The following is a 25,306-nucleotide window of genomic DNA, read 5'->3' as shown; positions in this document are numbered from 1 at the left end:
ATGTGATAAAAAACATGATTTATTTACTTGCGAAAAAAACTGCTGAGAAATGTATGTGAACATTGTTATCAAGGTGATAAAGAACATAGAAATAAAGTTGATGAAATTAATAAATCAAGACATAAAAATTGTATTAATAAAGAAAGATTTATGCAATATCTTAAAAACACATATCGCTTAAACGGATATTATGAAGAAGTTTATAAACCAATTAAAACCAGAATTAAAGACCGGTGATTTGATAATGACTAATTATTTACTTTCAATTGACCCAAGTATTAAAAATACTGGATTTACTTTATGAAAAAAAGTTTATTTACATGATAAATATGATTTTTGAAATTGAAAACCAATATTTGTTAAAAGTTATAATTTAAAAGAATATGATGGACAAAGAAAATTTTATTGAGATATAAAAGTTAATGATAATGAATTGGATTTAATTATTGAACGTGGTACTTTTAATTCAAAAAATGGTATTGGTTATGAAACTCAAGAACATTTACGTGGTTTTATTGCAGGACAATTTAATAAATTATTAACAAAAGATATGTTAATAAGTCCAAGTGAATGAAAGAAATGATATGAACGTTATGACCCACCTATTTTTTGATTAAGACCTTGAGATAAAGAACTAAGTATATATGTTGCTGAAGAAATTATTAAAGAAATAATTGAAATATAAAAATATCAAATCATGATGAAGCAGATAGTTTATTAATTGGTTGATATTATTTAAATAAGGAGAATAAATAATGAATAAAGAAAAATTACTTAAATATATGAAAGATATAATTAAATGAACTAAAAAAATTAATTATACAAACTCTGATTTGGACAAAAATATTTTAAATTTATTAATTGAAAAAATAGAAAAAGGTGAATTTGATAATGACTAAATTAACAGATTTATTTGGTCAAGATAAAATAGAAATATTTTCACCAAATCCCAAAGATTTAACAGATAGTAATGATATAAAAGCAATTATTTTATGAAAATATCCTAATGTTATTGCTGAATATTTAGTTGTTTCTCAACCACATGCAAATACTGCTATTTTAGTTGGTGATAACGTTCACTATACAGGTTGAGTTGAAGTGTTTATTAAACCAAAAAATGAAGGAGTAAATGAAAATGCCAAATGACACGAATGTACAATCAAATAACTATACTTTATTAAAAATAATAAGAATTGGAATAAGTCCATTATCAGCAATGATTGGTACAAGTGCTTATTATGGTCAAATTATTGGTAATCCAGTATTAGGAAGTATTAATGCTTTATTATTTAGTAAAAAGTTAGGAATTGATATATGAAACTTAAATCAAATGCCAAGTACTAAAAAGAAAATATTAAATTCAAGTAAAAAAAATATTATTAGGTTTAGGAACTATTGGTTTAATTAATTATGCAAAATTTACAAAAATCAATCCTAATCCTGAACCACCACCTTGATTAACAACTACTACCACAGAAACACCACCATGACCATTATTATTAACTAATGATAATAAACAACAAATGGATTGAGATACATATATTAGTTTAAGTACTTATGGTATATCAAATCTAATTGGTGGGTTAAGTGAACTAATACCTAATAGATTTGAAGTAATAAGAAAAATATGTAATATGGCAACTAGTGGATGTCTAATTTCAAGTGGTGTAGCTATGGGTATAAATAATGATTTTAATAATGCTTATGCAGTACCAACAATAGTTGCTGGTGCAAGTGAAATTATACATAATTTATTACCTATGGAAACTACAAATTATAATCAAGAAATGCAAGAAACATCATTTACAAATGAAACAAGAAGATTAATTAATAGTGATGCTATTAGTAATAATAGTGGAAGTAGTGATGTTTTATATGAAAGACCAACTACATATGATAGTTTATAAAGGAGATGATAACTAATGAATAAAGAAAAATTGATTGAATATTATAACAATGAAATTCAGACATATAAAGAAAGAATGGAACAATTAAATAAAGAAATATCTTTATTGGTAACTATTATAAGTAATTCAAAATCAATGATTGAAAGAATTAATAATGGTCAATTTGACGAATAATTAAAAATAAATAATTGAAAGGAAATAATTGAAAATGAAAGAATTTTTACATGAATTAATTATTATTGGAACAAGTGTAGGAACATTAATTTGTAGAGAATTAATTGTTTGATTGAAAAGATTTATTACAACTCCAAAACATATTAGAAGAAATAATAAAGTGATGAAACATCAAAAAAAATTAGCAAAACTTAATGAAAAAATTAATGGAAAAGAAAATAAATAATAAAGGTGTGATTTAAATGTTAGAAAATGAAACTAATGTTGAACAAAATACTGAACCTTTAATTGAAAATAATAATTTACAACAAGAGCAAGAAATTAAGATTGTTGAATTAGAAAATAAGTTAAATAAACTTAATCAAGAAATTAAAGAAAAAGAAATAATTAATATATTTAAAAAATATCAAGTTAAAAAAGAATTTTATGAATTTTTAAAATTTAAAACAAGTAATATAGAAAATTCAAAAATTGAAGAAACTATTAAAAAAATGATTAAAGAACAACCACTATTTAAAGAACCAATTAATACAGGTGGTAAACAAGAAACAATATTAACAAATCAAGAAACTTCAATAAAAAGTAGTTTATTAGATTATAAAAAGAAAAATAATTTATAAAAGAAAGGAAAATTTAAAATGCCAAATCCAGTGCCATTTAAACAAAATTTAGATAATACTACAAAATTAGTAGAAACACCTGAATTTATAGAATTTTATAAACAATCAAATAGTCCATGAGCAAGTTTTTTTCCAATTGAAATGGTTAATTCTACAAAAATTGAATTTATAGTTAAAAAACCAAAAGACCCAACATTCAAAATACTTCATTGAAATGATAAAAGTAAAGGATTAGAAGTTGGTTATGTTGATACTGATAAAATTATTAAAGAAATTACAAAAGAAGCTAGTACAGGAGAAATGATTGGTGAAGTTGATTTATTTGCAGATAATGGGCAAAATTTACTAGAAAGTATGCAATATGAAGTTGCTAATGATTTAGCAGATTATTTAGCAAATAATGATACAAATACAATTGCTAAATCTGCCAAAAAAGTAATCATTACTGATACAACACCAGTAGGATATTTAAAATCAATGTTATCAGCATGAAATACTTTATTTCAATTAAGAAATAGTAATAATTGTAAATTTTTTATAACAAATAGTCTTTATGATACTTTAGTTTATTTAGCAGATAATAAAGGTTTAATTACTGATAATCAACTAGCACAACAATTAAGATTAAATGGAACAAATTTATATATTAAAGGTGTATTATGTCAAATTGTTATGGATGATTATATGACATTTAAAAATACTGAAAATAAAAATCAAATTATGAATTTTGTTTTAGCAACACCAAAAGCAATGAAAAGATATATGTTACAACAAACTAGTATATATGTTGAAGATATTAAAGATGGTAAAGTTCCAAAAAGATATTTAGTTGGTGGACAAGTAACAGGAGAATCTATTCCTTATATGTCAAACTCAGAAACAGAATCAAGATGAATGTTATGTGGTATTGTTAATAAAAAATATTTAAGTGAAGAAATTACAACATTAACAACTAATATTACTGCTGATACTACTAAAAAGAATAAATTATTAGATACAACAATTAAAAATACAACTGAACTAAATAATTTAAATCCAAATTTAACAACTCCAATTATTAATTATTTTAGTGATGCCCAAGGTCAAGTGGATGTAAGTAATCAAAACCAAAAAGCAGGAGATTTATATGTAGTAATCACTACTAATGACACTGATAAAAATTATCAAGGTTCAACAAATCCTATAAAAATAACTCTTAAATAAGGATAATTATTATGCCAATTGGTACAACTAGTACAGCAATACTTTTAAACATAAATAAACCAAAACATACTAGAACAAGTCAACAACAAGAACATAAAAGTTGATGATGAGAAATTTTAGAAATGATTGGTGTACAAGTAATAGCAGTAGCACTTGCTCCTTTTACTGGTGGATTAAGTGAAAGTTTAGCACTTGGTTTAGGTGCAAGTGATTTACTTGCTAGTATTAGTGCTGTTGGTGTAGAGTTTTTAACTGATTTTACTATTAATCAAGTTTATGATTATTTAAAAGGAAATGTTACACCATTAAATACTTTTTTTAATATATTACCTGCATTTGCTGGACTTAATAGAATTAGTCGTGGTTATCGTACAACTAAATTTATTAGTTTAGCAGAAAAAACTAAAACATTAGAACAAATTGGCATTAAAAAAGCAAAAAATTTACAAGAAATCATTAGTCAAGTAAGTGGAAAAGAAATTTTAACAGATAAAATTATTGGAAATAAACGTTATTTATTTAATTATAACCATGCTCCAAATCGCGAAACAATAATACAAAATTTAGGTTTTGTTGCTGAAAGACAATATAAAAATAATTTTGCAAAATTAGAAGTACAAGAATTAAAAAATTATTTATTATTACAAAATGAATTAATAAAGTTAAGTCCACAGTTAACTCCTAAATTTAAAATTAAAGATATTGATAAAGCAAACAATTTTTTACAAAAATATAATACTGATTTAAAAGAAGTATTAAAAATGAACCAACATGACTGATTAAATTTAGTTCATACAATACATGCAGAAAATAGATATGGAAAATCTTTAATTTTAGATTTACAAAAAATTCGTGCTAATGCAATTAAATTTAATTTTAAAAATAGTTCAATTCATAAATTAGTATTAAAAGCAAATCAAACTTTTAAATATTTTGATATTAAATTTTATTTTAAAAAAGGTTTAAATAAATTTTGAAAAGATACTTCATATTTTGAAAAAATAAGAATAAATATTTATAAATTACAAGAGAAATTCGAAAAATTAGAAAAACAAGCATTTGAAAAAATTAATAAATTAAAAGAAAAAACAATTGATGTATTTACAAGTGCTGAAAAGAAAGCAATTAAACATGCACAATTAATTCCATTAAATTCACCAGTATTTATGGCTTGTAAAATTCAACCTTTATCATTAGATAAATGTGGAATTACTATTTATCATCGTAATCCTAAATATAAACCAATTGTAGTTATTGATAGTATTATCAAAGCAGAAACTTTTGTTATTCAAATACATCCATTTCATTGATATAGATGATATAGCGGTTGATATATTGGATATGGAGTTAGTCAAAATAAATGATTAAAAAGTATTGCTTTTGCTCTACCAGTTGTACAACAAATGATTAAAGATAGTTTTAAAATTTATAGGCAAATATTAAGGACAATTAGAACTTATCATAAAGTAGTTAATGTTATTAATAATCCTATTGATAATGTCAATAAATCATTTAAAAGGGTGGGTTTAAAATTATCAGTTAATACTGTATTTGGTACTGGATTGTTAAGACATTTAGAAAAATTTGCATATAATCAAGTTGTAAAAAAAGGAAATAAAAAATTACAAAAAGAAATTATACATATATCACATAGAAAAACTAAATCAAAAACCAAACGTTATAAAAAAGCATTTTTTAAGGAATGATAAAATATGATTAATAAACTTTGAACTGGTGTCAGTTTAGAAAATTATAATAACTGATATCCATTAACTGGAACAATTACAGAAACACCACGACAATATATAAATACATGACCAAATGTTGATGATTGATTTAAAACATTTGCTATTCGTGCTCAAAATGATATTAATGCTTATCTTGATTTTATTTTATCTAAATTTCCTTTTGATAGTTTTAAAGATGAATTAATTAAAGAAACTTTAAGAGATATGGTTTATGTTATGGTTGAACATTGAGTATTTAATCGTACACCAATTGAATTTAATGTTGATGCTACTATTCAATTTAATAATGGTAATCAATTTAGTGCAAGTAGTACTCCTACGATTAATATTTGAGATTTAGCACCTAGTAGAATGAAAATATGAGCAAGATTAACAGAATTAAAACAAATATTTTCAAATTATAATAATGATGAAATAGATGTTGAAAAAATTGACTTAAAAGCATTTTATACTAGAAACCAAGTTAATGAATTAATTCAAGAACAAAAAGAATTTACATTATCAAAGCAAATAAAATTATATGATGATACCATTAATGGTAATAAAAATGAAACATATAGGGGACCAGTTACAAATTTAATAAATAAAGGTTATGTTGCAACAGAATATGACTCAAAAACTGAAACTATGATTTTAGATTGACCTAATGAAATTGGAACATTACCACCTGATGTTTTACAAAACAATCCACAAATTGGTGATTATACACATGCACCAACTTGTGATTTTTCTGCTAAACAACAAAAACGAATTACTACAAATGAAAATGAAATTACCAAATTAAATAGTGAATTAATTAAAACAAACGAAAATATTAATGATGTTAAAAATAATTGATTTAATATTGAAACTAGTCCCTTATGAAAAAAAGTTGAAAATAATAATATAGAAATATTTAAATGATATTTTATTAAAATCAGTTATCAATATTCAACAGAAAATAACTTTATGAAATTTTATAAAGTAATTAAAATTTATTTAAATAATGTTTTTAACGAATTTGAATTGTTAAATGTTGATTCCATGACTTATGGAGAACAAATACAAAATAAAAATATTTTAAATATTGGAACTATTTACTATAACAATAAAAAGAAACAATTTAGTGGTGGTGGTAATTCTTATCCTGAACTTGGAAAAATTAATTTAATTGGTGATATAGAAGAAATATATCAATATCAAGGAATAGATACACCAACTGAATTTATAGCAGAAGAAAATACTGAACATGATTATTATACAAAACTAGAAACAAATCAATTATTAGATAAAAAACAAGATAAGTTAATTGCTGGTGAAAATATTAAAATTGATGAAAATAATAAAATTAGTGCTACTTGCGGGAAAACTGATTTAACTGATTATTATAAAAAAGAAGAAGTAGATAAAAAATTAGACAATAAAATGGATAAAGACCAATTCAAATATGCTTTTTCTATAAATACTATTGGTACTGAAATTCCTAATTTAGAAACTACTGATAAAACTGTTGCTGGTGCTATTAATGAAATTATCAAAAAACAACCACAACCAATTCCAATTCCTCCAAGTAGTTCAATTTGAAAAGAAGTAGGAATAAGAGAAAAAAATAAATGAGATAATTGACAAATTACTTATGATTTTATAGTTAATAAAAGATATAAAGTTTATTATTCTTGAAATATATATGCTAAATTGTAAAGGTAAGTGCAACTAAATTATTTTTCTATCCAAATATTCGATTGGTGAAAGATAATTTAGTATTTTTCTCGGTCTTTGATTTAAAGACAATATAAATTTATGAACTTCATTTTTATTAGTTTTTGAAAAAATAAATTTTTTAGGAAATTTTTCTCTAATTAAACCATTAGTATTTTCATTAGTACCTCTTTGTCAAGGTGAATATGGATTGGCAAAATAAATTTTTACATCTAAATTTTTTTCAAGTTGTTGTCAATTTGAAAATTCTTTGCCACGATCAAAAGTAATAGTTTTAACAATGTTTTTAGGAAGAATTGATAAATAATAACTGACATTTTTATTAATAACTTTAGTAGTTCTGTTTTTAACTAATATTGCTAAAGTAAATCGTGATACTCTTTCAACTAAAGTTATTAAACATGATTTGCTTTTACCTCGTGATGATACTATAGTATCTCCTTCTCAATGACCAAGTGTTATACGATCATTAACATTTATATCTCGTTCTTTAATTGATTTACCATTAAACTTGCCACGATTTTCTTTAGATTTTCGTTTTTTACCTTTTCTTCTTAAATTTTTACTAGTAACTTTATCAAGCATTCCAAAATAAATTCAAGTATAAATTGTTTTAAAACTAATAACTCACTCTTTATGAAAATTTTTAATTCTGCCATAAATTTGTTCAGGTGATCAACCTAATAGTAATTTTTGTTGTACATATTTTACTAAATTCTTATTTTTAAACTTATGAAAACTAATATGTGATTGTTTTCGATTTTCAGCTTTATTTTGTGCAATTAATGAAAAATAATGATTATTATCTTTATTTCTATTAATTTCTCGAATAATAGTACTAATACTTCGATTAAGATTTTTAGCTATTTCACTAATTTTAAATTTAAATTTCAATTGATTCTCAATATAAATCCTTTCATCTATGCCAAGATGTTTATAACTCATATAAAAACTCCTTACTTTTTTCTAAACTAAATTTAGCATTATGAAATTTTTATATGAGAATTTTTTGCAATTTTATTTACTTGCACTTACAAGTATAATTCAGCAATAAAATGGATGATATTTATCATAAGGATTACATGTAAAAGTAATGAAAAAACTTTTATAAAAATAACGAGTAATCTTTTGTCCAAAGGTAGAACTATATATATTTTTATCAATAAATGTTCAACTTCACTCTTTAATAGGTTTATTTGATACTTTAATACGATTACTTCTAAACATAGAGTTTTGTAAACGTTCATATCGATATGTTAATTGTTTTTCAGTTAATGTTTCTTTTTCTTCTGCCATAATAATTTCATCTGTTCTTGAACCTAAAAAACTTGACCCACCTGCTTCTTTTCCAAAAATCTTATTACCATTAGCATAACCAATAAAGTCAATTTGTTGATTACTTGGAAAGATAATACATCCCCCATCCTTAGTAATTTTTCATTTAATGCCATGTGGATTATTAGGTAATAAATTAATATTATATGTATCTAATAAAACTTGACAAACATTCATTAAAGCACCAATTGTAGTTTCACTATGAGTATTTTCATATCTTCTTACTTCTTGAACACTACTATCTCTAAAATTACAACATATAAATAAATCAAATGCTAAACAGTTTCAAGTTTTTCTTGTTCCACGTGCTGTTGGAACAAAACGATAAAAACAATTAGTAGTAAAATATTCTGCTCATTCATCACCAACAAATTCTTTAAAAATATCTCAACTAAAACCATAATTATTATCACTAAAATTAAGATTATATTTTTTATTTAATTGTCCATAACTACTAATAAAAGCCATATTTACTCCTTATTTTTAAAAAAAAATTAAACTTAAATTATTAACAAACAAAAATTAGAAAGGAACATTAAAAATGTTTATATTACCATTCGCAAATCATTTTGATTGAGACAAACATGATTTTAATCAAGATGAATTAAGTTTAAAACAAACAGAAGAATTATTTGCAAAAATAGATGATTATTTATGAAGTATATGTGATAAATCTGAATATAAATCATATAGATTTAGACAACGAAAATTAAAAGCAAAAAAAGGTTTATTAACTTATAAGCGACGTATTTGTACACATTATAACACAAAAACACAAAAAATGGAGTACGTATCATTATTAGATAATTATCTTGGTGTTAAAAAATATAGTAAACTTGCACCTAACGTTATTAAACAAATTTTAAAATATTTTGCTGATGGTAAAAAGTATCGTGATGTTTGTGATACTTTTATTGAAGATTTAATAAGTAATAGTACAGTTTGTAGAACATATCAAAAATTTGAATTACCAAAAGCAAATATTCCCAAAATACCATTACAACCAAATCAAAATTTATATGTAAATATTGATGATGGTCATCGAAAATTTAAGTTTAATGAAAAACACAATACTAAAAATTGTAAAAAATGTTCGATGAGATTAATAGTAATGTGTACTGGTAAAAAGAAAAATGGAAAATTAATTAATAAAAGAGCTGTATGTAAAATAAGAGTTTCAAAAACAGAAATTGGTGCTGAAAAAACCGCAAAATTAATAGAAAAATATGGTAATTTATTTTTTGAAAACTTTGACCAAGCAAATTTAATAGTTTGTGGAGATAGTGCAAAATGAATTAGAAAAACTGCTACAATTTTAAATGCTAAATTTATTTTAGATAAATTTCATGCTTTTCATGTTTTATTTCTTGGTATAATGGCAGGAAGAAGAAAAAATCAAATTGCTAAATTACACTATCAAAATGCAATAAATTTATTTGCCAAAGGTCAATATTATGAATTAATTGATTTTTTACAATCATTAACTTTACAATATAAAAAATTAAAAGTTGGTTATTTTATTAATGCAAAAGATGGTGTATTAAACCAAGCATTAGTTGAAAATATTGGTTGCTTTACTGAAACTAATATTAAACAAATTTTAAAGCATATGATTGGTGATAGAACTTATAACATTGATATGTATACAAAAATGGTTAATTTTAAATGTTATCAAATAAATACAATTATCCAGTTATTATAAATTAAAACTTAAATTTGCTGAATTATACTTGTAAGTGCAAGTAAATAAAATTGCAAAAAATTCTCATATAAAAATTTCATAATGCTAAATTTAGTTTAGAAAAAAGTAAGGAGTTTTTATATGAGTTATAAACATCTTGGCATAGATGAAAGGATTTATATTGAGAATCAATTGAAATTTAAATTTAAAATTAGTGAAATAGCTAAAAATCTTAATCGAAGTATTAGTACTATTATTCGAGAAATTAATAGAAATAAAGATAATAATCATGATTTTTCATTAATTGCACAAAATAAAGCTTAAAATCGAAAACAATCACATATTAGTTTTCATAAGTTTAAAAATAAGAATTTAGTAAAATATGTACAACAAAAATTACTATTAGGTTGATCATCTGAACAAATTTATGGCAGAATTAAAAATTTTCATAAAGAGTGAGTTATTAGTTTTAAAACAATTTATACTTGAATTTATTTTGGAATGCTTGATAAAGTTACTAGTAAAAATTTAAGAAGAAAAGGTAAAAAACGAAAATCTAAAGAAAATCGTGGCAAGTTTAATGGTAAATCAATTAAAGAACGAGATATAAATGTTAATGATCGTATAACACTTGGTCATTGAGAAGGAGATACTATAGTATCATCACGAGGTAAAATCAAATCATGTTTAATAACTTTAGTTGAAAGAGTATCACGATTTACTTTAGCAATATTAGTTAAAAACAGAACTACTAAAGTTATTAATAAAAATGTCAGTTATTATTTATCAATTCTTCCTAAAAACATTGTTAAAACTATTACTTTTGATCGTGGCAAAGAATTTTCAAATTGACAACAACTTGAAAAAAATTTAGATGTAAAAATTTATTTTGCCAATCCATATTCACCTTGACAAAGAGGTACTAATGAAAATACTAATGGTTTAATTAGAGAAAAATTTCCTAAAAAATTTATTTTTTCAAAAACTAATAAAAATGAAGTTCATAAATTTATATTGTCTTTAAATCAAAGACCGAGAAAAATACTAAATTATCTTTCACCAATCGAATATTTGGATAGAAAAATAATTTAGTTGCACTTACCTTTACAATTTAGCAAATAAATAAAAATAAAATAAAACTTATTAAAGAAAACTTTAATAAGAATTTTTGAGTTATAAAAGTAAGTATTATTGTTGACTAATATTTTTGAAGTGTTAAGATTAACTTACAATTGCATATTGAAGTCTAAATTATTCTCGTCTAAACTTATAATTTAAAGACAAATTTGAATATTATTGACAACATCGGTACGCTCCCAATTTATTAATAAATACTAGTAATTAACAATCTTTTTTTAAAAAATTATTATACAAATTATAAAAAATATTTTCTTAAAAAATAAATGCTTTAATCTAATTTACATTACTATACATTTATTTTTTTTAGATTTAAAACTTATTACTTCATCATCATTAATTTTTTGATAGTTAATATTAGAAATTTTATGAATTATTTTTTTCTCATTATTTTTAAATGTTTTTCTTTTTTTTAATATTTTTTCTAAACTGTCATTGTTCTGTTCAATCAATTTCTCAAAACTGTCATTTAAGTTTTTTACCATAATTTAAAATTCCCCTTTTTCATTGCTTAATAAATTTATTATACAGAATAAAAATAAAAACTGAATTTATTAAAAAACATTTAAAACATTATATTTATTAAACCTGATAAAGGTTTTAAAATATTGCTAGCATATAATTTTATTGTCATTTTCTACCTGCTTTAACATAAGGTTGCGCTCAACTTTTGACCAATTCTGTATTAGGACGAAAAATCATTAATGATACTAATGCTATTAAATATGGAAACATTCCTCATAATCAACTTGGAATATTATTACTAATAACTATAAATGTTTGTGAAGCATTAATATACTGATATAAAAAAGAAAAAATAAAACAAATAATAGAAGTTAAAAAAAATCTACTATGTGCCATCATTCATAAAGCAATTGCTAAAAATCCAATACCACCAAAATTATTACTATAAATAAAAGTACTTGGAAGTACATAAACAAATAAAGCACCCGAAAAACAAGCTAAAGAACTAGAAAATAGCGAAATATAAAATCGAGAACGACGAACATGAATATAATTTAAAGCCACTGCAGTTGGATTCTCACCAATTCCTCTAATGTATAATCCAAGCTTAGTTAAAAACAAAATAGCTGCAAAAATATAAATTGCTAAAAAGGTTACCAAAATTGCAATTCAAGAAAATTGATAAATATAAATACTTGCTAATGAATAATTTATTTCTCCAGTAAATGTTAATGGTAAAATTACTGCTAATCCATAACCAAAGTAATTAATAACCATTGATACTAAAAATTGATTTGTTCTAAACAATAAGGTTGCTAAACTATGAATTAAACCAAATACAATTCCGATGATAATAGTTATAAAAAATGCCAAAATTGCAACTCCACCACCAAAATTATTTTTTAATTGTGAAACAATTATACAATATGTAGCAGCACCAGTACACATAATACCATCAAAACCAAAATTAACAATTCCTGCTCTAGTATTTAAAATTCCACCTGTACATAACAATAATAATGGACAAGCAAATAATAATGTATTAACTAAAATTGTTGAAAATGATAGTAACATAATTATTTTTTTCTCCTTTTCCTTTTAAATATTTTCTTTTTTTTAAAAATTTTTGAAGATTTTGATTCAACATTAACAATTTTAACATTTTGTTTTTCATCCTTAATTAATTCTTTTTTTCATATTAGCTTCTTTTTAGTCTTATTAAATATTCTTTAATAGCAATAGAATGAGTTAAGTAATGCCAAATAAAAGGATAAATACCAATAATGTAAATGGTGATTGATAATACTATTATTGCAATTTCTGGATTTTTCAAATACATAAAAGCATTATTTTCAATAGGACTAATAAATAAACTCATAAAAAATGATGAAAATAAAATAACTCCTGGTGTATATCCCGCTAAAGCAGCTACTACTATCCCATAAAATCCTTCTTGAATTGGAGCAGAAAGCGAAGGTAAATTATTATTAACTCCTAAAAAATAAAGATAACCAGCAATTCCTGCTATCGCTCCTGAAATTGGTAAAATTATTAAACCCTGATATTGAGGATTTAATCTGGCATATTTTGCAGCAACGGGATTTTTAGCAATTGCGTTTAATTTAAAACCAAGAGTGCGATTATTAAAAATAATAATTGCGATTAATAAGACAATAATAGCAATAATAATACCAGCAGAAAATAAATTACTAATGCTAAAAGGTCCACTAATTAATGAAAATCTAATATTAGTAATTTGTGTTGGAATGTTTAAGTTATGATAAACATTACTGGCTATTAAACCTTTATATCCTTCTCAAGCAATAAAATTAAATAAAATAGTGCTAATAATTTCATGAATTTTAAAATAAGTTTTTAAAATTGCAATAATTAAACCGGCTAAACCACCAATTAAAACTGCAATTAATAAAAGAAAAGGAGTAATTCATTGACTATGACCACCACTCTTATAAATAGCTACTGCCAATACATATGTTACCATAGCACTAAATAACATTTGACCACTAACTCCAAAGTTATAAATACGATACTTAAAAGTAATAGCTACTGCTAATCCTGTTAATATTAATATACTATATGTTTCAATTAAATTACTAAAACTTACTAAATTAGTTAAAGGATTAATAAAAATAGTTTTCCAAAATGATAATGGATTAACTTGTAAACATAGCATTAATAAACTAACAAAAAATAGAGTTATTAGTAATAATAATGTACCCACTAATCAAAAATTTCATTTTTTAATATTTTCCAACATCTTTTAACCCAACCTTGACCTAATATTTTCCATTTTTTTATTAATTCAACTAGTAATTTTGACAAATGGTCTTTTCAAATAATTAATTGTTCTAATTATTTTTTTCTTTTTCAAACTTCACTTTGTTTGTGGTAATTGATACATTTTATCAGTTTTAACAATTATTTCATTTGTAATAGGATAATCATGTCATAGTGCTGGATTGTTCATTATTTCAACTTTAACATCTTTATTTTCCAATTTACAAACAAATTGTTTGTGATAAATAACTGCTATTCGTTGACACAATAATTGTAATAAGTACGGATCAGTATCAATAATTAAAATGCTTGAGCCACTTTCGCGTAACTCTATTATCTTTTTAATAATTAATAATGAAGAATTTTCATCTAAATCAGAAAATGGATTAGATAAAATTAATAATTGTGGTTGCTCTTCAATACTTCTTGCTAATACAAATTTCTGCATTTCTCCTTTTGATAATTTATTAATTTTAATAAAAATATTATTATCGTTAAATATTTGATATTTTTTAATAATTTCTCGTACCTTTTTATTAACAACGGCTGTTTTGACAACTCCGGATTTAGTTACATATTTTTCTTTATTATAATTTCAAAAGGTAAAATTTTCAAATAAAGTGGCATCAGGAATTATAGCAGTATTACTATAATGTCCAGATATTCAATCAATTCCTAAATGACTAATTTCTTGCGGTTTAAAATAAGTTACTTCTTGTTCTTGAAAAAAAATGCGTCCTGTTTGCGTTTTAATCATACGTACTATACTTTCAAGTAAAACCTCGCTATAAAGGTTTTCATAATCATAAATACCATATATTTCACCAGGGCGAATTGCAAATTCAATTTTATGAAAATTTGAAATATTAGGTTTATTCAAAGAAAGATTATCAATATAAAGCATTGGTACTGAATTTATCGATTTTGGCTTTTTATAATTAAAAATCTTACCTCAATAATTAGTTGTAAATAATTTAGTATTTTCTTCTAATTTCATTACTTTTGTTTTACCAATATTTAAGTTTTCAATTCAAGATACTCGGTTAGCAACCATTTTAGCAAATTCTTCATCTCTAGTTGTGAAAAGGACCGTTATTTCTTCATTACGAAATGTTTTAAAAATCATTCAAAACTCTACTTTTTGACTATCAGATAAACCAACAGTTGGTTCATCTAACAATAATATTTTAGGTTCTTTGAATAAAGCACGAAGCAAAGATAATTTTTTTAATTCTTCAATCGCAAGTGTTGATACTCTCTTATTTAAATTAAGCTTAATTTTATATTTTTCCATTAAATTATTAATTTTAAATTCAGCTTCTTTTCAATTAGGAAAAATTTTGGCAATAGTTGGTTCATTACCAAGTATAATATTTTGTTTAACAGTAAGATTGTCTAAGAAAAAATCTTCTTGACCAGCATAAGCTATTCTAAAATAAAGCATTTCACTAGGATCACGAGGAAAATAACATCCTTTTCTTAAACTATTAATAACAATTTTTCCTTTAGAAGGTTGTTCAAAACCAGCAAGCATCCTAATTAACGTTGATTTACCAACGCTGTTATTACCAACAATGGCATGAATTTCTTGTGTTATTTCTAAATTAACATTTTCAAATATAACACGAGTATCATAATATTTACTAATTTTTTGTAACTTCAATATTGTTTTTTCCATAATTATATATCTCCATACTGATTAGTAAAATCAATGTTATTAACACCATAAGTTTGGATTTTACTTTCTGAAGCACTAGGTATAATTTTAAAATTAGGATTAATTTCTTCGTTAAATGTCTCATCAAAAATTTCCAAACCAGGCATAAAACCAAAAGCTAAATAATTAATATCATCATAAACATAATCATTATTATTAATGACATTAGATCCAATAAAACTAATAGTTTTACTATAAGTTGGACGGGAAGATATTAACCTAGCAGTATAAGCAATAATACTGTTATATCAATAATTAGTATTAATAATAAAATTAACACCATGTGTTTCATATAATGATTGGGCAATCTGACCAACACCGGCAACACTATCAGCACTATAAATATTACTTGTTACAAAACTATCATGAGGATTAGCATAAATAATTTTATATGTAATTTTTGGATTATCAATACCATTAATTATCTCAGCAAATTGATTCAAAATAGTTTGATCATAATCAATACCAATATTATTAATAATACCAATTCTAACTATCAATTTACCGTTGTCATCAACATCAAAGTTATATTTTTTATTTATTATTCCATCCTGAACATTTTGTTGAAAATGTTCAGCAATTTTACTGCCATAATTTAAATGGCTACTAGTTACGTTATCAGTATTATATCTAATATCATAAATATTATTAGTGACTTTAACCGTATCAGCAATAATATTATTAAAAAAATAAAATTTAACATTCTGAAATTGTTGTAATACTCTAATTAAGTTTTTAGTAGAATAACTACTAGTTTCACTATGATGTGGAATATACTTTTGAAAACTAGGATTTAAAATATAAACTTTTTTGATATTATATGTAGATAAAAAGTTCCTCAACATTAATGCATAATAATTATCATCTTGAGAACTAAAAAATGTTACTACATGATCTTTACCATAAAAAGTTTGTAACTTTTGATAAACAAGTCGGTCATAAATGTTTTGATTTTGTGCTTGTTGATAACTTGTTATTAATAAAACTGTTGGTTGTAAATTCCAAGTACAAGCATAAATACTACTACTAATAGTAGTTATTGTTGGCAAAATTATAGTGAATAATAGAAAACGTCGAAACATAAAAACCACCTACTAATAATACTTATTTATAATTATACAAGAAATCTTAGTTTAATATCAAACAATCAATTTATTGCAAATTAATTAAACGGTTTATTAAAAAAATAATAAAGAATATAGATAAAAAGGATTTATGACAATTAATTTTATTAATAGTAATATTTGGTTTGTTATTATTTTCAAAGTTATTTTCTTTTGTTATTCCTAAAATGTAATGATGAGGAATTTTAATTTTATTTTTAGTCGCATTTACGTTCTTATTTATATCTTTTGCTAGATCATTTATTTGAAATTCTAATTTTTGAATGATTTTAAAAAACAAAAAAAATAAATTATTTACTATTAACTTTGACTTATTTATATAAATTTTTACATACTTTATATTTATTTTTAATAATAAATTAATTAATTGTAAAATACATAAAATTTGATAATATACAATTATTATTAGTATACATAAGTTTTAACCAATTACTTTTATAGGAAAGTAAATGGATTTTTTTGTTAAAAGGAGGTATTAAAATGGCAAACAAAAATAAATCAGAAATATTTCAAAAAATAACAGCACAAAAAGAAATGAAAGATATTTTAAACCAATCAAATTCTACATTTAAAAATAAAAAAGGAAGAAAAAAAGAAAGACATGGTGGGTTAACATTTAAATTTAATAAAATTAATAACACTAATAATCAATTAACAGATGTAATAATTAATGATAACCCATCAAAAAGTCATATAGAAAATCCAGAGACAGTTTCTATTATTTTAACAGAGAGTGAAAATATGCAAGAAACAGCTAATGAATTAGAAGAAATAAGTAGTCTTTATGCAAAATATATAAAATTAGCGATCTTTTAATTAAGATCGCTAATTTATTAAATATTTAAATTTGGATATTTGCGTTTTAAAAAAAATAATAAAACTTGAATATCAGCAGGACTAACACCAGAAATTCTTGTAGCATGACCAATTGTTAATGGTCTAACGCGCTTTAATTTTTCTCTAGCTTCACCAGTAATACTTTCTACTAAATCATAATCAATATCACTAGGAATTTGTTTTTTTTCTAAACTATTAGTTTGTTGCGCCATTTTTAGTTGCTGATTAATATACCCTGAATATTTAATTGTAATTTCTAATTCCATTAATTCATGATATTGTAAATCATTTATTAAAGGTAACTGTGAAGTAAACATTGATAATTTGACACCTGGGCGTTTTAATAATTCATAAGCAATAATATGATTATCGGGAATTGGACCTAAATTATTATTAATAATATACTTAGCAACTTCTGAATTGGGACTAACTTTAATGGTTTTTAATTTTTCAACAATATTGGACATTAATGTTTGTTGAATATTAAATTGTGATCAACGTTGTTCACTAACTAAGCCAACTTGATAACCATACTTAATTAATCTTGTTTGAGCATTATCATTTCGTAATAATAAACGATGTTCAGCTAAAGAAGTTAATAAACGATAAGGTTCAACTGTTCCTTTTGTTACTAAATCATCAATTAAAACTCCGATATATGCTTCATCACGCTTTAAAATTAATGGTCTTTCTTTTTTTATTTTTAAATGGGCATTAATTCCGGCTATTAAACCTTGACACGCTGCTTCTTCATAACCACTAGTACCATTAATTTGACCAGCACTAAATAAGTTTTTAATTAATTTAGTTTCCAATGTTGGTCATAATTGTGTTGGTTCAAAAGCATCATATTCAATAGCATATGCTCATTTTAATACTTCACAATTTTCTAAACCAGGTAACGTTCTCAACATTTTATCTTGCACATCAATTGGCAATGATGTTGAAAAACCTTGGACATAAATTGAATCCAAAGCAAGTGATTCTGGCTCTAAGAAAATTTGATGACGAGGCTTATCAGCAAAACGTACTACCTTATCCTCAATACTTGGACAATAACGTGGTCCAGTACCTTGTGCTTCACCATTATACATTGGTGATTTATCTAAATTATTATTCATAATGGTATGAGTTTTATCATTTGTATAAAGTAAATAACAAGGTAATTGTTTTGCTAATGGTAAAAAATTTTTAGTTTCATGTGAAAATGCTAAAGGTAAATCACTACCTAGTTCAATATTAGTTTTGTCAAAATCAATACTATTTTTTTTAATACGAGGTGGTGTTCCTGTTTTTAAACGTATCATATTAAAGCCTACAATTTTTAATTGTTCAGAAATACCATTACTTGTTCTTTGACCATCTGGTCCTTCTGATTTCTTATTATGACCTTGTAAAGTTAAAGCTGTCATATAAGTACCAGTAGTTAAAATCACAATTTCACTTGTAATTTTTTCGCCATTCTCTAAAATAACACCCTTAGCAGTGTTTTCTTCAATTATTAATGATTGTACCATAACTTCTAAAATTGTTAAATTTTCTTGTTTATTTATTGCATTTTGCATATATTGTGAATAAGCAATTTTATCAGATTGAGCACGAATAGCTCAAACTGCTGGACCACGTGAATGATTTAATAGTTTCATTTGCAAAGCAGTAGCATCTGCTGCTTTAGCCATTTCGCCACCAAGTGCATCAATTTCACGAACCACAACTCCTTTGGCGGGTCCACCAATAGAAGGATTACATGGCATTAATGCAATTTTAGTTTTATCAAGAGTAATAATAGCAGTTTTATGACCTGCTCGTGCAGAAGATAATGCCGCTTCAACACCAGCATGACCCGCACCAATTACAATAATTTCATAGTCATATTTCATTGATTTCACCTCCATTTCATAAAATATTACATATCAAAATTAATAACATCAAAAATAAGAAATTTTATTTTTAATTTCTTTAGTAATGTTATCATAAACAAGCAAAATATTCATGTACTTTTTAGACTTTTATGCTTAATTATAATTGTAAGTGCAAGTAAATAAAATTGCAAAAAATTCTCATATAAAAATTTCATAATGCTAAATTTAGTTTAGAAAAAAGTAAGGAGTTTTTATATGAGTTATAAACATCTTGGCATAGATGAAAGGATTTATATTGAGAATCAATTGAAATTTAAATTTAAAATTAGTGAAATAGCTAAAAATCTTAATCGAAGTATTAGTACTATTATTCGAGAAATTAATAGAAATAAAGATAATAATCATTATTTTTCATTAATTGCACAAAATAAAGCTGAAAATCGAAAACAATCACATATTAGTTTTCATAAGTTTAAAAATAAGAATTTAGTAAAATATGTACAACAAAAATTACTATTAGGTTGATCACCTGAACAAATTTATGGCAGAATTAAAAATTTTCATAAAGAGTGAGTTATTAGTTTTAAAACAATTTATACTTGAATTTATTTTGGAATGCTTGATAAAGTTACTAGTAAAAATTTAAGAAGAAAAGGTAAAAAACGAAAATCTAAAGAAAATCGTGGCAAGTTTAATGGTAAATCAATTAAAGAACGAGATATAAATGTTAATGATCGTATAACACTTGGTCATTGAGAAGGAGATACTATAGTATCATCACGAGGTAAAAGCAAATCATGTTTAATAACTTTAGTTGAAAGAGTATCACGATTTACTTTAGCAATATTAGTTAAAAACAGAACTACTAAAGTTATTAATAAAAATGTCAGTTATTATTTATCAATTCTTCCTAAAAACATTGTTAAAACTATTACTTTTGATCGTGGCAAAGAATTTTCAAATTGACAACAACTTGAAAAAAATTTAGATGTAAAAATTTATTTTGCCAATCCATATTCACCTTGACAAAGAGGTACTAATGAAAATACTAATGGTTTAATTAGAGAAAAATTTCCTAAAAAATTTATTTTTTCAAAAACTAATAAAAATGAAGTTCATAAATTTATATTGTCTTTAAATCAAAGACCGATAAAAATATTAAATTATCTTTCACCAATCGAATATTTGGATAGAAAAATAATTTAGTTGCACTTACCTTTACAATTGAGCAAAATTGAATTTTAGTTAATAATCTTCTCGATTATAATTCATTATATTTTATACAAGATATAAATATTATTTAAAGAATTAGTGCTGCACTTAAAAATAGCAACTGTTTTAACTAGTAATCATTAATACTAATTTAAAACCAGTAATTACTTACTTTTAAGTATTTTATTTATTATCACAAGATGTGTTTTTATTGAAAAGACACTTTTGTCATTAACATTAGTGACTGTATCCAATGGTGATAAAACATATGCAACATCTATTTCTTTTTCCATAACTGTAACCTCTTTTGTATACAATTTGACTTAAATAATTTATCTTAATATCCCTACATAAGTATAATTATAATGTTAATTTTTAAATTTGCAAATTTTTATTTACTATACTTTAAACTTAAAAAGTATTTTTATATTTAAAAATACATCTTATATTAATTAAGATAAAGAATCACCAAATAATCTCCCCATTTTAATATTAAGATTATTACATAAAGTTTTTAAATGGTAATGTTCACTGAAATGTATATTAATTAATTTATGTAAAGTGGTAACATCTGCCAATGGATCATGATGATCAAATTTAATTTGATTACTATGAGCAAGAGCACTTAAACGATTATTAGGATAATCATATGTTCTCCTAAATAACTTAACTGAACAAATGTAAAAAAAATTAGAGCACTCTAAATCATTATGATTTATTAATGATCTTAAGATATTAATGTTAAAGTTAGCATGATGAGCAATAACAACAGTATTTTCGGTGCTAAATTGTAAAGGTAAGTGCAACTAAATTATTTTTCTATCCAAATATTCGATTGGTGAAAGATAATTTAGTATTTTTCTCGGTCTTTGATTTAAAGACAATATAAATTTATGAACTTCATTTTTATTAGTTTTTGAAAAAATAAATTTTTTAGGAAATTTTTCTCTAATTAAACCATTAGTATTTTCATTAGTACCTCTTTGTCAAGGTGAATATGGATTGGCAAAATAAATTTTTACATCTAAATTTTTTTCAAGTTGTTGTCAATTTGAAAATTCTTTGCCACGATCAAAAGTAATAGTTTTAACAATGTTTTTAGGAAGAATTGATAAATAATAACTGACATTTTTATTAATAACTTTAGTAGTTCTGTTTTTAACTAATATTGCTAAAGTAAATCGTGATACTCTTTCAACTAAAGTTATTAAACATGATTTGCTTTTACCTCGTGATGATACTATAGTATCTCCTTCTCAATGACCAAGTGTTATACGATCATTAACATTTATATATCGTTCTTTAATTGATTTACCATTAAACTTGCCACGATTTTCTTTAGATTTTCGTTTTTTACCTTTTCTTCTTAAATTTTTACTAGTAACTTTATCAAGCATTCCAAAATAAATTCAAGTATAAATTGTTTTAAAACTAATAACTCACTCTTTATGAAAATTTTTAATTCTGCCATAAATTTGTTCAGGTGATCAACCTAATAGTAATTTTTGTTGTACATATTTTACTAAATTCTTATTTTTAAACTTATGAAAACTAATATGTGATTGTTTTCGATTTTCAGCTTTATTTTGTGCAATTAATGAAAAATAATGATTATTATCTTTATTTCTATTAATTTCTCGAATAATAGTACTAATACTTCGATTAAGATTTTTAGCTATTTCACTAATTTTAAATTTAAATTTCAATTGATTCTCAATATAAATCCTTTCATCTATGCCAAGATGTTTATAACTCATATAAAAACTCCTTACTTTTTTCTAAACTAAATTTAGCATTATGAAATTTTTATATGAGAATTTTTTGCAATTTTATTTACTTGCACTTACAAGTATAATTCAGCATATATCAATTTGATTTATTTGATAACTCTTTAGGTATTAAAAAGTAGTAGTATCGTTATCAATAAATTCTATGTTATGATAAGTATAGTTATTAAAGGGTATATAGAATCAAGAAAGTGTATTATCAATAATTTCAAAAATGTAATTGATATTATGTTAATCTTTGAAAATATAAGCAACGAGTTTTAGTAAAAGTAAAATTTAATTTATTAAATGTTTTTTTATTTGGAGGGAGAAAATTTATATATTAAGATAAATTAATTGTAATCATATATTATGGGAGGCAAAAAATGAAAATTGTATTATCTGGTGTAGTTGGTGTTGGTAAGAGCACTATTAGTAGAGAATTAGCAAAATTATTAAAATATAAAATTATGGACGAGCCAGTTACTAGTAATCCCTATTTAGATGATTTTTATCAAAATCCTTTAGAATATGCTTTTAAAATGCAAGTATTTATGTTGATGGCACGAAGTAAACAATTAAAAGAAGCACAAAATTTTAACAATGTTATTTTTGATCGCAGTATTTTAGAAGATCCTATTTTCGTTGAAGTATTAAAAGCTCAAAACAATATGAATGATAGAGATTATGAAGTGTATTTAAATTTTTATAATAATGTTATTATTTCATCACTTTATTTTGATCCACAAATTAAACCTGATTTAATTGTCTATTTAAAAGCAAATCTTGAAAACACAATTGAACGCATAAACCTTCGTGGTCGTGAATCAGAAAAACATGTACCTCATGAATACTGAAGTTTATTAAATAAAAAATATGAACAGTGATATGAAAAAGAAAAAAATAACTTTAATTTTTTAGTAATTGACACTAATGATTTAACCCCTAAGGAAATAGTGCAAAAAATAATTGATTATATAAAATAAAATTTCTTATTGAAATCAAATTTTTATTTAGTCATTTTTTCTCATGTTATATTAATAATTATTGTTATTTTTCCTTTACTTTAAAGGTAATTACGTTATAATATTGTATGAGTCAAATATTTCAAAATCAAACTTAATATATTTACTCCTTGCTCATCAGAGCCATATGCCCAAAAGGAGGTCTTCGAACATTGGAAGATTTAAAACAAAAGCATAATTATGAAATTATGTACATCGTTGATGATCAAAATCAAGAAAAAGCACAATTAATTAAAAAAGAATTTTGTGAAATTTTAACTAAAAATGCTGGAAAAATTACTAAAGAACAAGATTCTATTCGTCAATTTGCTTATCCTATTAACAAAAAAGTTAAGGGTCATTATTTTATTATTGAAGTGCTAACTTCACCAGAAAATATTGCTAACTTTAATCGTGTAGCTTTAAATAAACAAAGACAATTAGACGTAATGCGTTTTTTGGTTATTAATTTAGATAGTGAAAAAATTAATAAGTTTAAACCAAAACGCCAAGTAGAATCTAGTTCTTTCTCTCGACCAACAAGACCAGGAAATCGTCCTTCTTATAATCGTGATGAAAATGGTGAAAGAAAACCAAGACCAATCGCTGGTACTGAGTCATCTTATCGTACAAAAACTAATTACCAAAATTCAAAAACAAATACTAATAATAATGCATCGAATACTGAACAAAAAGATTAATAAAATCTAAGTTAAAAGTGAGGATAAAAAATGAATATTGTTACATTAATTGGTAGAATCACTCGTGATTTAAAGTTACATCAAACTTCAACAGGAAAACCTTTTACTTTTTTTACACTTGCAGTTAATAATATTCAAAATCAAGCTGATTATATTTCATGTGTGGCTTGAAATAAAGTTGCTGAAAATATGACTAATTATTTAGTTAAAGGTTCTTTAATTTCAGTTTCAGGAAGACTGTCAGTAAGAAAATCAACAGATCAGAATGGAAAAGAACTATATATTACTGAAGTGGTTGCACAAACTGTTACTTTTTTAGATAATCGTAAAAAAGATAGTAGTGGTAATAACACTAATATTAATTATTCAAAACCAAGAGATGAGAATAAAATTCATTTAGATGATGCTTTTAAAAGTCCTAATTATAGTACTGATATTGCCTTTACTAATATTAATCAGCTTCAAGAAAAAGAAGCGGCTATTCAAAATATAGAATTTGATGAAGAAGATATCATTTGAGATTTAAATAATTAAAGGAGGATAATTATGAACACTGGTAAACCAAGAAATTTTACAAGAAGAAAATCTTGTTTTATTACTAAAAATAATATTACTTATATTGATTATAAAGATATTGAATTACTAAGTAAATTTATGGGTAATAATAACAAAATTTTGCCAGCAAGAACAACAGGTACTAATCCAAAGTATCAACGTTTAATTGCTAAAAATATAAAACGTACCCAAATCATGGGATTATTAAGATATTCAAGATAAAAAAATTGAGTAAGATTTGTAAACTTACTCAATTTTTAAT

Annotated in this window: 31 protein-coding genes; 21 read left to right on the top strand and 10 right to left on the bottom strand. The window is 23.6% G+C overall.

The genetic code is table 4. The annotated features are described in order from the left end of the window. Positions 1-27: 27 nt before the first annotated feature. The 12 genes from AAHM79_RS09025 to AAHM79_RS08970 all read left to right on the top strand — a co-directional run bounded on the left by AAHM79_RS09025 (position 28) and on the right by AAHM79_RS08970 (position 7,332). Entirely contained in the window at positions 28-252 is a 225-nt protein-coding gene (locus AAHM79_RS09025; RefSeq protein ID WP_342257317.1) for a hypothetical protein, read from the top strand. Further along, a complete protein-coding gene (locus AAHM79_RS09020; protein WP_342257318.1) occupies positions 191-685 on the top strand; it encodes a hypothetical protein in 495 nt (164 codons plus the stop codon). Before AAHM79_RS09025 ends, AAHM79_RS09020 begins: the two co-directional genes overlap by 62 nt. Positions 686-755: 70 nt before the next feature. Beyond that, positions 756-899 (top strand): hypothetical protein, encoded by a 144-nt coding sequence (locus AAHM79_RS09015; protein ID WP_338957559.1) that lies wholly within the window; start codon positions 756-758, stop codon positions 897-899. After that, the gene (locus AAHM79_RS09010; RefSeq protein ID WP_338957557.1) at positions 892-1,167 is read left to right on the top strand and encodes a hypothetical protein; all 276 of its coding nucleotides are present in this window, start codon (positions 892-894) and stop codon (positions 1,165-1,167) included. The genes AAHM79_RS09015 and AAHM79_RS09010 overlap by 8 nt, the downstream gene beginning before the upstream one ends. Further along, positions 1,136-1,408, top strand: a complete 273-nt coding sequence (locus AAHM79_RS09005) for a hypothetical protein (RefSeq protein ID WP_342257221.1) — start codon at positions 1,136-1,138, stop codon at positions 1,406-1,408. The genes AAHM79_RS09010 and AAHM79_RS09005 overlap by 32 nt, the downstream gene beginning before the upstream one ends. Before the next feature lie 115 nt (positions 1,409-1,523). After that, positions 1,524-1,907 (top strand): hypothetical protein, encoded by a 384-nt coding sequence (locus AAHM79_RS09000; RefSeq protein ID WP_342257220.1) that lies wholly within the window; start codon positions 1,524-1,526, stop codon positions 1,905-1,907. A 15-nt stretch (positions 1,908-1,922) separates the two neighbouring features. Further along, positions 1,923-2,081 carry a hypothetical protein gene (locus AAHM79_RS08995; protein WP_338957552.1) on the top strand — a complete coding sequence of 53 codons (159 nt, stop codon included), beginning with the start codon at positions 1,923-1,925 and terminating at the stop codon, positions 2,079-2,081. Positions 2,082-2,115: 34 nt separating this feature from the next. Further along, complete coding sequence (locus AAHM79_RS08990; protein WP_342257320.1) at positions 2,116-2,307, top strand: hypothetical protein; 192 nt, start codon at positions 2,116-2,118, stop codon at positions 2,305-2,307. A 16-nt stretch (positions 2,308-2,323) separates the two neighbouring features. Further along, positions 2,324-2,701 carry a hypothetical protein gene (locus tag AAHM79_RS08985; RefSeq protein ID WP_342257219.1) on the top strand — a complete coding sequence of 126 codons (378 nt, stop codon included), beginning with the start codon at positions 2,324-2,326 and terminating at the stop codon, positions 2,699-2,701. 18 nt (positions 2,702-2,719) lie between these two features. After that, entirely contained in the window at positions 2,720-3,904 is a 1,185-nt protein-coding gene (locus tag AAHM79_RS08980) for a hypothetical protein (protein ID WP_338958609.1), read from the top strand. Positions 3,905-3,915: 11 nt separating this feature from the next. After that, positions 3,916-5,613, top strand: a complete 1,698-nt coding sequence (locus tag AAHM79_RS08975; RefSeq protein WP_342257321.1) for a hypothetical protein — start codon at positions 3,916-3,918, stop codon at positions 5,611-5,613. Between the two features lie 3 nt (positions 5,614-5,616). After that, positions 5,617-7,332, top strand: a complete 1,716-nt coding sequence (locus AAHM79_RS08970) for a hypothetical protein (protein WP_342257688.1) — start codon at positions 5,617-5,619, stop codon at positions 7,330-7,332. 12 nt (positions 7,333-7,344) lie between these two features. Here AAHM79_RS08970 and AAHM79_RS08965 read toward each other — a convergent pair whose 3' ends face one another. Then, positions 7,345-8,295 carry an IS30 family transposase gene (locus AAHM79_RS08965; protein ID WP_338979395.1) on the bottom strand — a complete coding sequence of 317 codons (951 nt, stop codon included), beginning with the start codon at positions 8,293-8,295 and terminating at the stop codon, positions 7,345-7,347. 72 nt (positions 8,296-8,367) lie between these two features. After that, a complete protein-coding gene (locus AAHM79_RS08960; RefSeq protein WP_342257687.1) occupies positions 8,368-9,153 on the bottom strand; it encodes a hypothetical protein in 786 nt (261 codons plus the stop codon). Positions 9,154-9,226: 73 nt separating this feature from the next. Between AAHM79_RS08960 and AAHM79_RS08955 the strand changes: the two genes are divergently transcribed. From AAHM79_RS08955 to AAHM79_RS08945, 3 genes are all read left to right on the top strand, one after another. Next, a complete protein-coding gene (locus AAHM79_RS08955; protein WP_338957526.1) occupies positions 9,227-10,387 on the top strand; it encodes an Mbov_0401 family ICE element transposase-like protein in 1,161 nt (386 codons plus the stop codon). A 120-nt stretch (positions 10,388-10,507) separates the two neighbouring features. After that, complete coding sequence (locus AAHM79_RS08950; protein ID WP_342257686.1) at positions 10,508-10,690, top strand: helix-turn-helix domain-containing protein; 183 nt, start codon at positions 10,508-10,510, stop codon at positions 10,688-10,690. A gap of 18 nt (positions 10,691-10,708) precedes the next feature. Beyond that, positions 10,709-11,458 carry an IS30 family transposase gene (locus AAHM79_RS08945; RefSeq protein WP_342258252.1) on the top strand — a complete coding sequence of 250 codons (750 nt, stop codon included), beginning with the start codon at positions 10,709-10,711 and terminating at the stop codon, positions 11,456-11,458. A 326-nt stretch (positions 11,459-11,784) separates the two neighbouring features. Here the strand turns inward: AAHM79_RS08945 and AAHM79_RS08940 are convergent, their stop codons facing one another. From AAHM79_RS08940 to AAHM79_RS08920, 5 genes are all read right to left on the bottom strand, one after another. Next, the gene (locus AAHM79_RS08940) at positions 11,785-11,988 is read right to left on the bottom strand and encodes a hypothetical protein (protein ID WP_342257685.1); all 204 of its coding nucleotides are present in this window, start codon (positions 11,986-11,988) and stop codon (positions 11,785-11,787) included. 139 nt (positions 11,989-12,127) lie between these two features. Beyond that, the gene (locus AAHM79_RS08935; RefSeq protein WP_342257684.1) at positions 12,128-13,042 is read right to left on the bottom strand and encodes an ABC transporter permease subunit; all 915 of its coding nucleotides are present in this window, start codon (positions 13,040-13,042) and stop codon (positions 12,128-12,130) included. 124 nt (positions 13,043-13,166) lie between these two features. Then, positions 13,167-14,162: an ABC transporter permease subunit gene (locus AAHM79_RS08930; RefSeq protein ID WP_342257683.1), complete on the bottom strand. Its 996-nt coding sequence runs from the start codon at positions 14,160-14,162 to the stop codon at positions 13,167-13,169. Positions 14,163-14,249: 87 nt separating this feature from the next. Beyond that, the gene (locus tag AAHM79_RS08925) at positions 14,250-15,944 is read right to left on the bottom strand and encodes an ATP-binding cassette domain-containing protein (protein ID WP_342257682.1); all 1,695 of its coding nucleotides are present in this window, start codon (positions 15,942-15,944) and stop codon (positions 14,250-14,252) included. A 2-nt stretch (positions 15,945-15,946) separates the two neighbouring features. After that, entirely contained in the window at positions 15,947-17,065 is a 1,119-nt protein-coding gene (locus AAHM79_RS08920) for a hypothetical protein (protein WP_342257681.1), read from the bottom strand. A 522-nt stretch (positions 17,066-17,587) separates the two neighbouring features. Between AAHM79_RS08920 and AAHM79_RS08915 the strand changes: the two genes are divergently transcribed. Then, entirely contained in the window at positions 17,588-17,923 is a 336-nt protein-coding gene (locus AAHM79_RS08915) for a hypothetical protein (protein ID WP_342257680.1), read from the top strand. Between the two features lie 17 nt (positions 17,924-17,940). Here the strand turns inward: AAHM79_RS08915 and mnmG are convergent, their stop codons facing one another. After that, entirely contained in the window at positions 17,941-19,824 is a 1,884-nt protein-coding gene (gene mnmG, locus AAHM79_RS08910; protein WP_342257679.1) for a tRNA uridine-5-carboxymethylaminomethyl(34) synthesis enzyme MnmG, read from the bottom strand. A gap of 237 nt (positions 19,825-20,061) precedes the next feature. On the opposite strand from mnmG, the gene AAHM79_RS08905 reads away from it, so the two are divergent. Further along, positions 20,062-21,012, top strand: coding sequence for an IS30 family transposase (locus tag AAHM79_RS08905; RefSeq protein ID WP_342257678.1), 951 nt, complete (start codon positions 20,062-20,064; stop codon positions 21,010-21,012). A gap of 170 nt (positions 21,013-21,182) precedes the next feature. Here AAHM79_RS08905 and AAHM79_RS08900 read toward each other — a convergent pair whose 3' ends face one another. Then, a complete protein-coding gene (locus AAHM79_RS08900) occupies positions 21,183-21,311 on the bottom strand; it encodes a hypothetical protein (protein ID WP_339039398.1) in 129 nt (42 codons plus the stop codon). Positions 21,312-21,824: 513 nt separating this feature from the next. Further along, the gene (locus AAHM79_RS08895) at positions 21,825-22,775 is read right to left on the bottom strand and encodes an IS30 family transposase (RefSeq protein WP_342257677.1); all 951 of its coding nucleotides are present in this window, start codon (positions 22,773-22,775) and stop codon (positions 21,825-21,827) included. Between the two features lie 395 nt (positions 22,776-23,170). Here AAHM79_RS08895 and AAHM79_RS08890 point away from each other — a divergent pair, with 395 nt between their 5' ends. From AAHM79_RS08890 to rpsR, 4 genes are all read left to right on the top strand, one after another. After that, on the top strand, positions 23,171-23,770 hold the full coding sequence (locus tag AAHM79_RS08890; protein WP_252320085.1) for a deoxynucleoside kinase: 600 nt from the start codon (positions 23,171-23,173) through the stop codon (positions 23,768-23,770). 191 nt (positions 23,771-23,961) lie between these two features. Then, positions 23,962-24,489: a 30S ribosomal protein S6 gene (gene rpsF / locus AAHM79_RS08885; RefSeq protein ID WP_174481287.1), complete on the top strand. Its 528-nt coding sequence runs from the start codon at positions 23,962-23,964 to the stop codon at positions 24,487-24,489. A 30-nt stretch (positions 24,490-24,519) separates the two neighbouring features. Then, entirely contained in the window at positions 24,520-25,023 is a 504-nt protein-coding gene (locus tag AAHM79_RS08880; protein ID WP_342257676.1) for a single-stranded DNA-binding protein, read from the top strand. Between the two features lie 12 nt (positions 25,024-25,035). After that, a complete protein-coding gene (gene rpsR, locus AAHM79_RS08875) occupies positions 25,036-25,266 on the top strand; it encodes a 30S ribosomal protein S18 (protein WP_342257675.1) in 231 nt (76 codons plus the stop codon). The last annotated feature ends 40 nt before the right edge of the window (positions 25,267-25,306 follow it).

Origin of the sequence: Spiroplasma endosymbiont of Nomada ruficornis, assembly GCF_964030795.1 — a bacterium.
GTDB lineage: Bacteria > Bacillota_I > Bacilli_A > Mycoplasmatales > VBWQ01 > Spiroplasma_E > Spiroplasma_E ixodetis_A.
The sequence above is the reverse complement of the archived record's forward strand: the minus strand, read 5'-3'. Positions and strand labels throughout refer to the sequence as shown.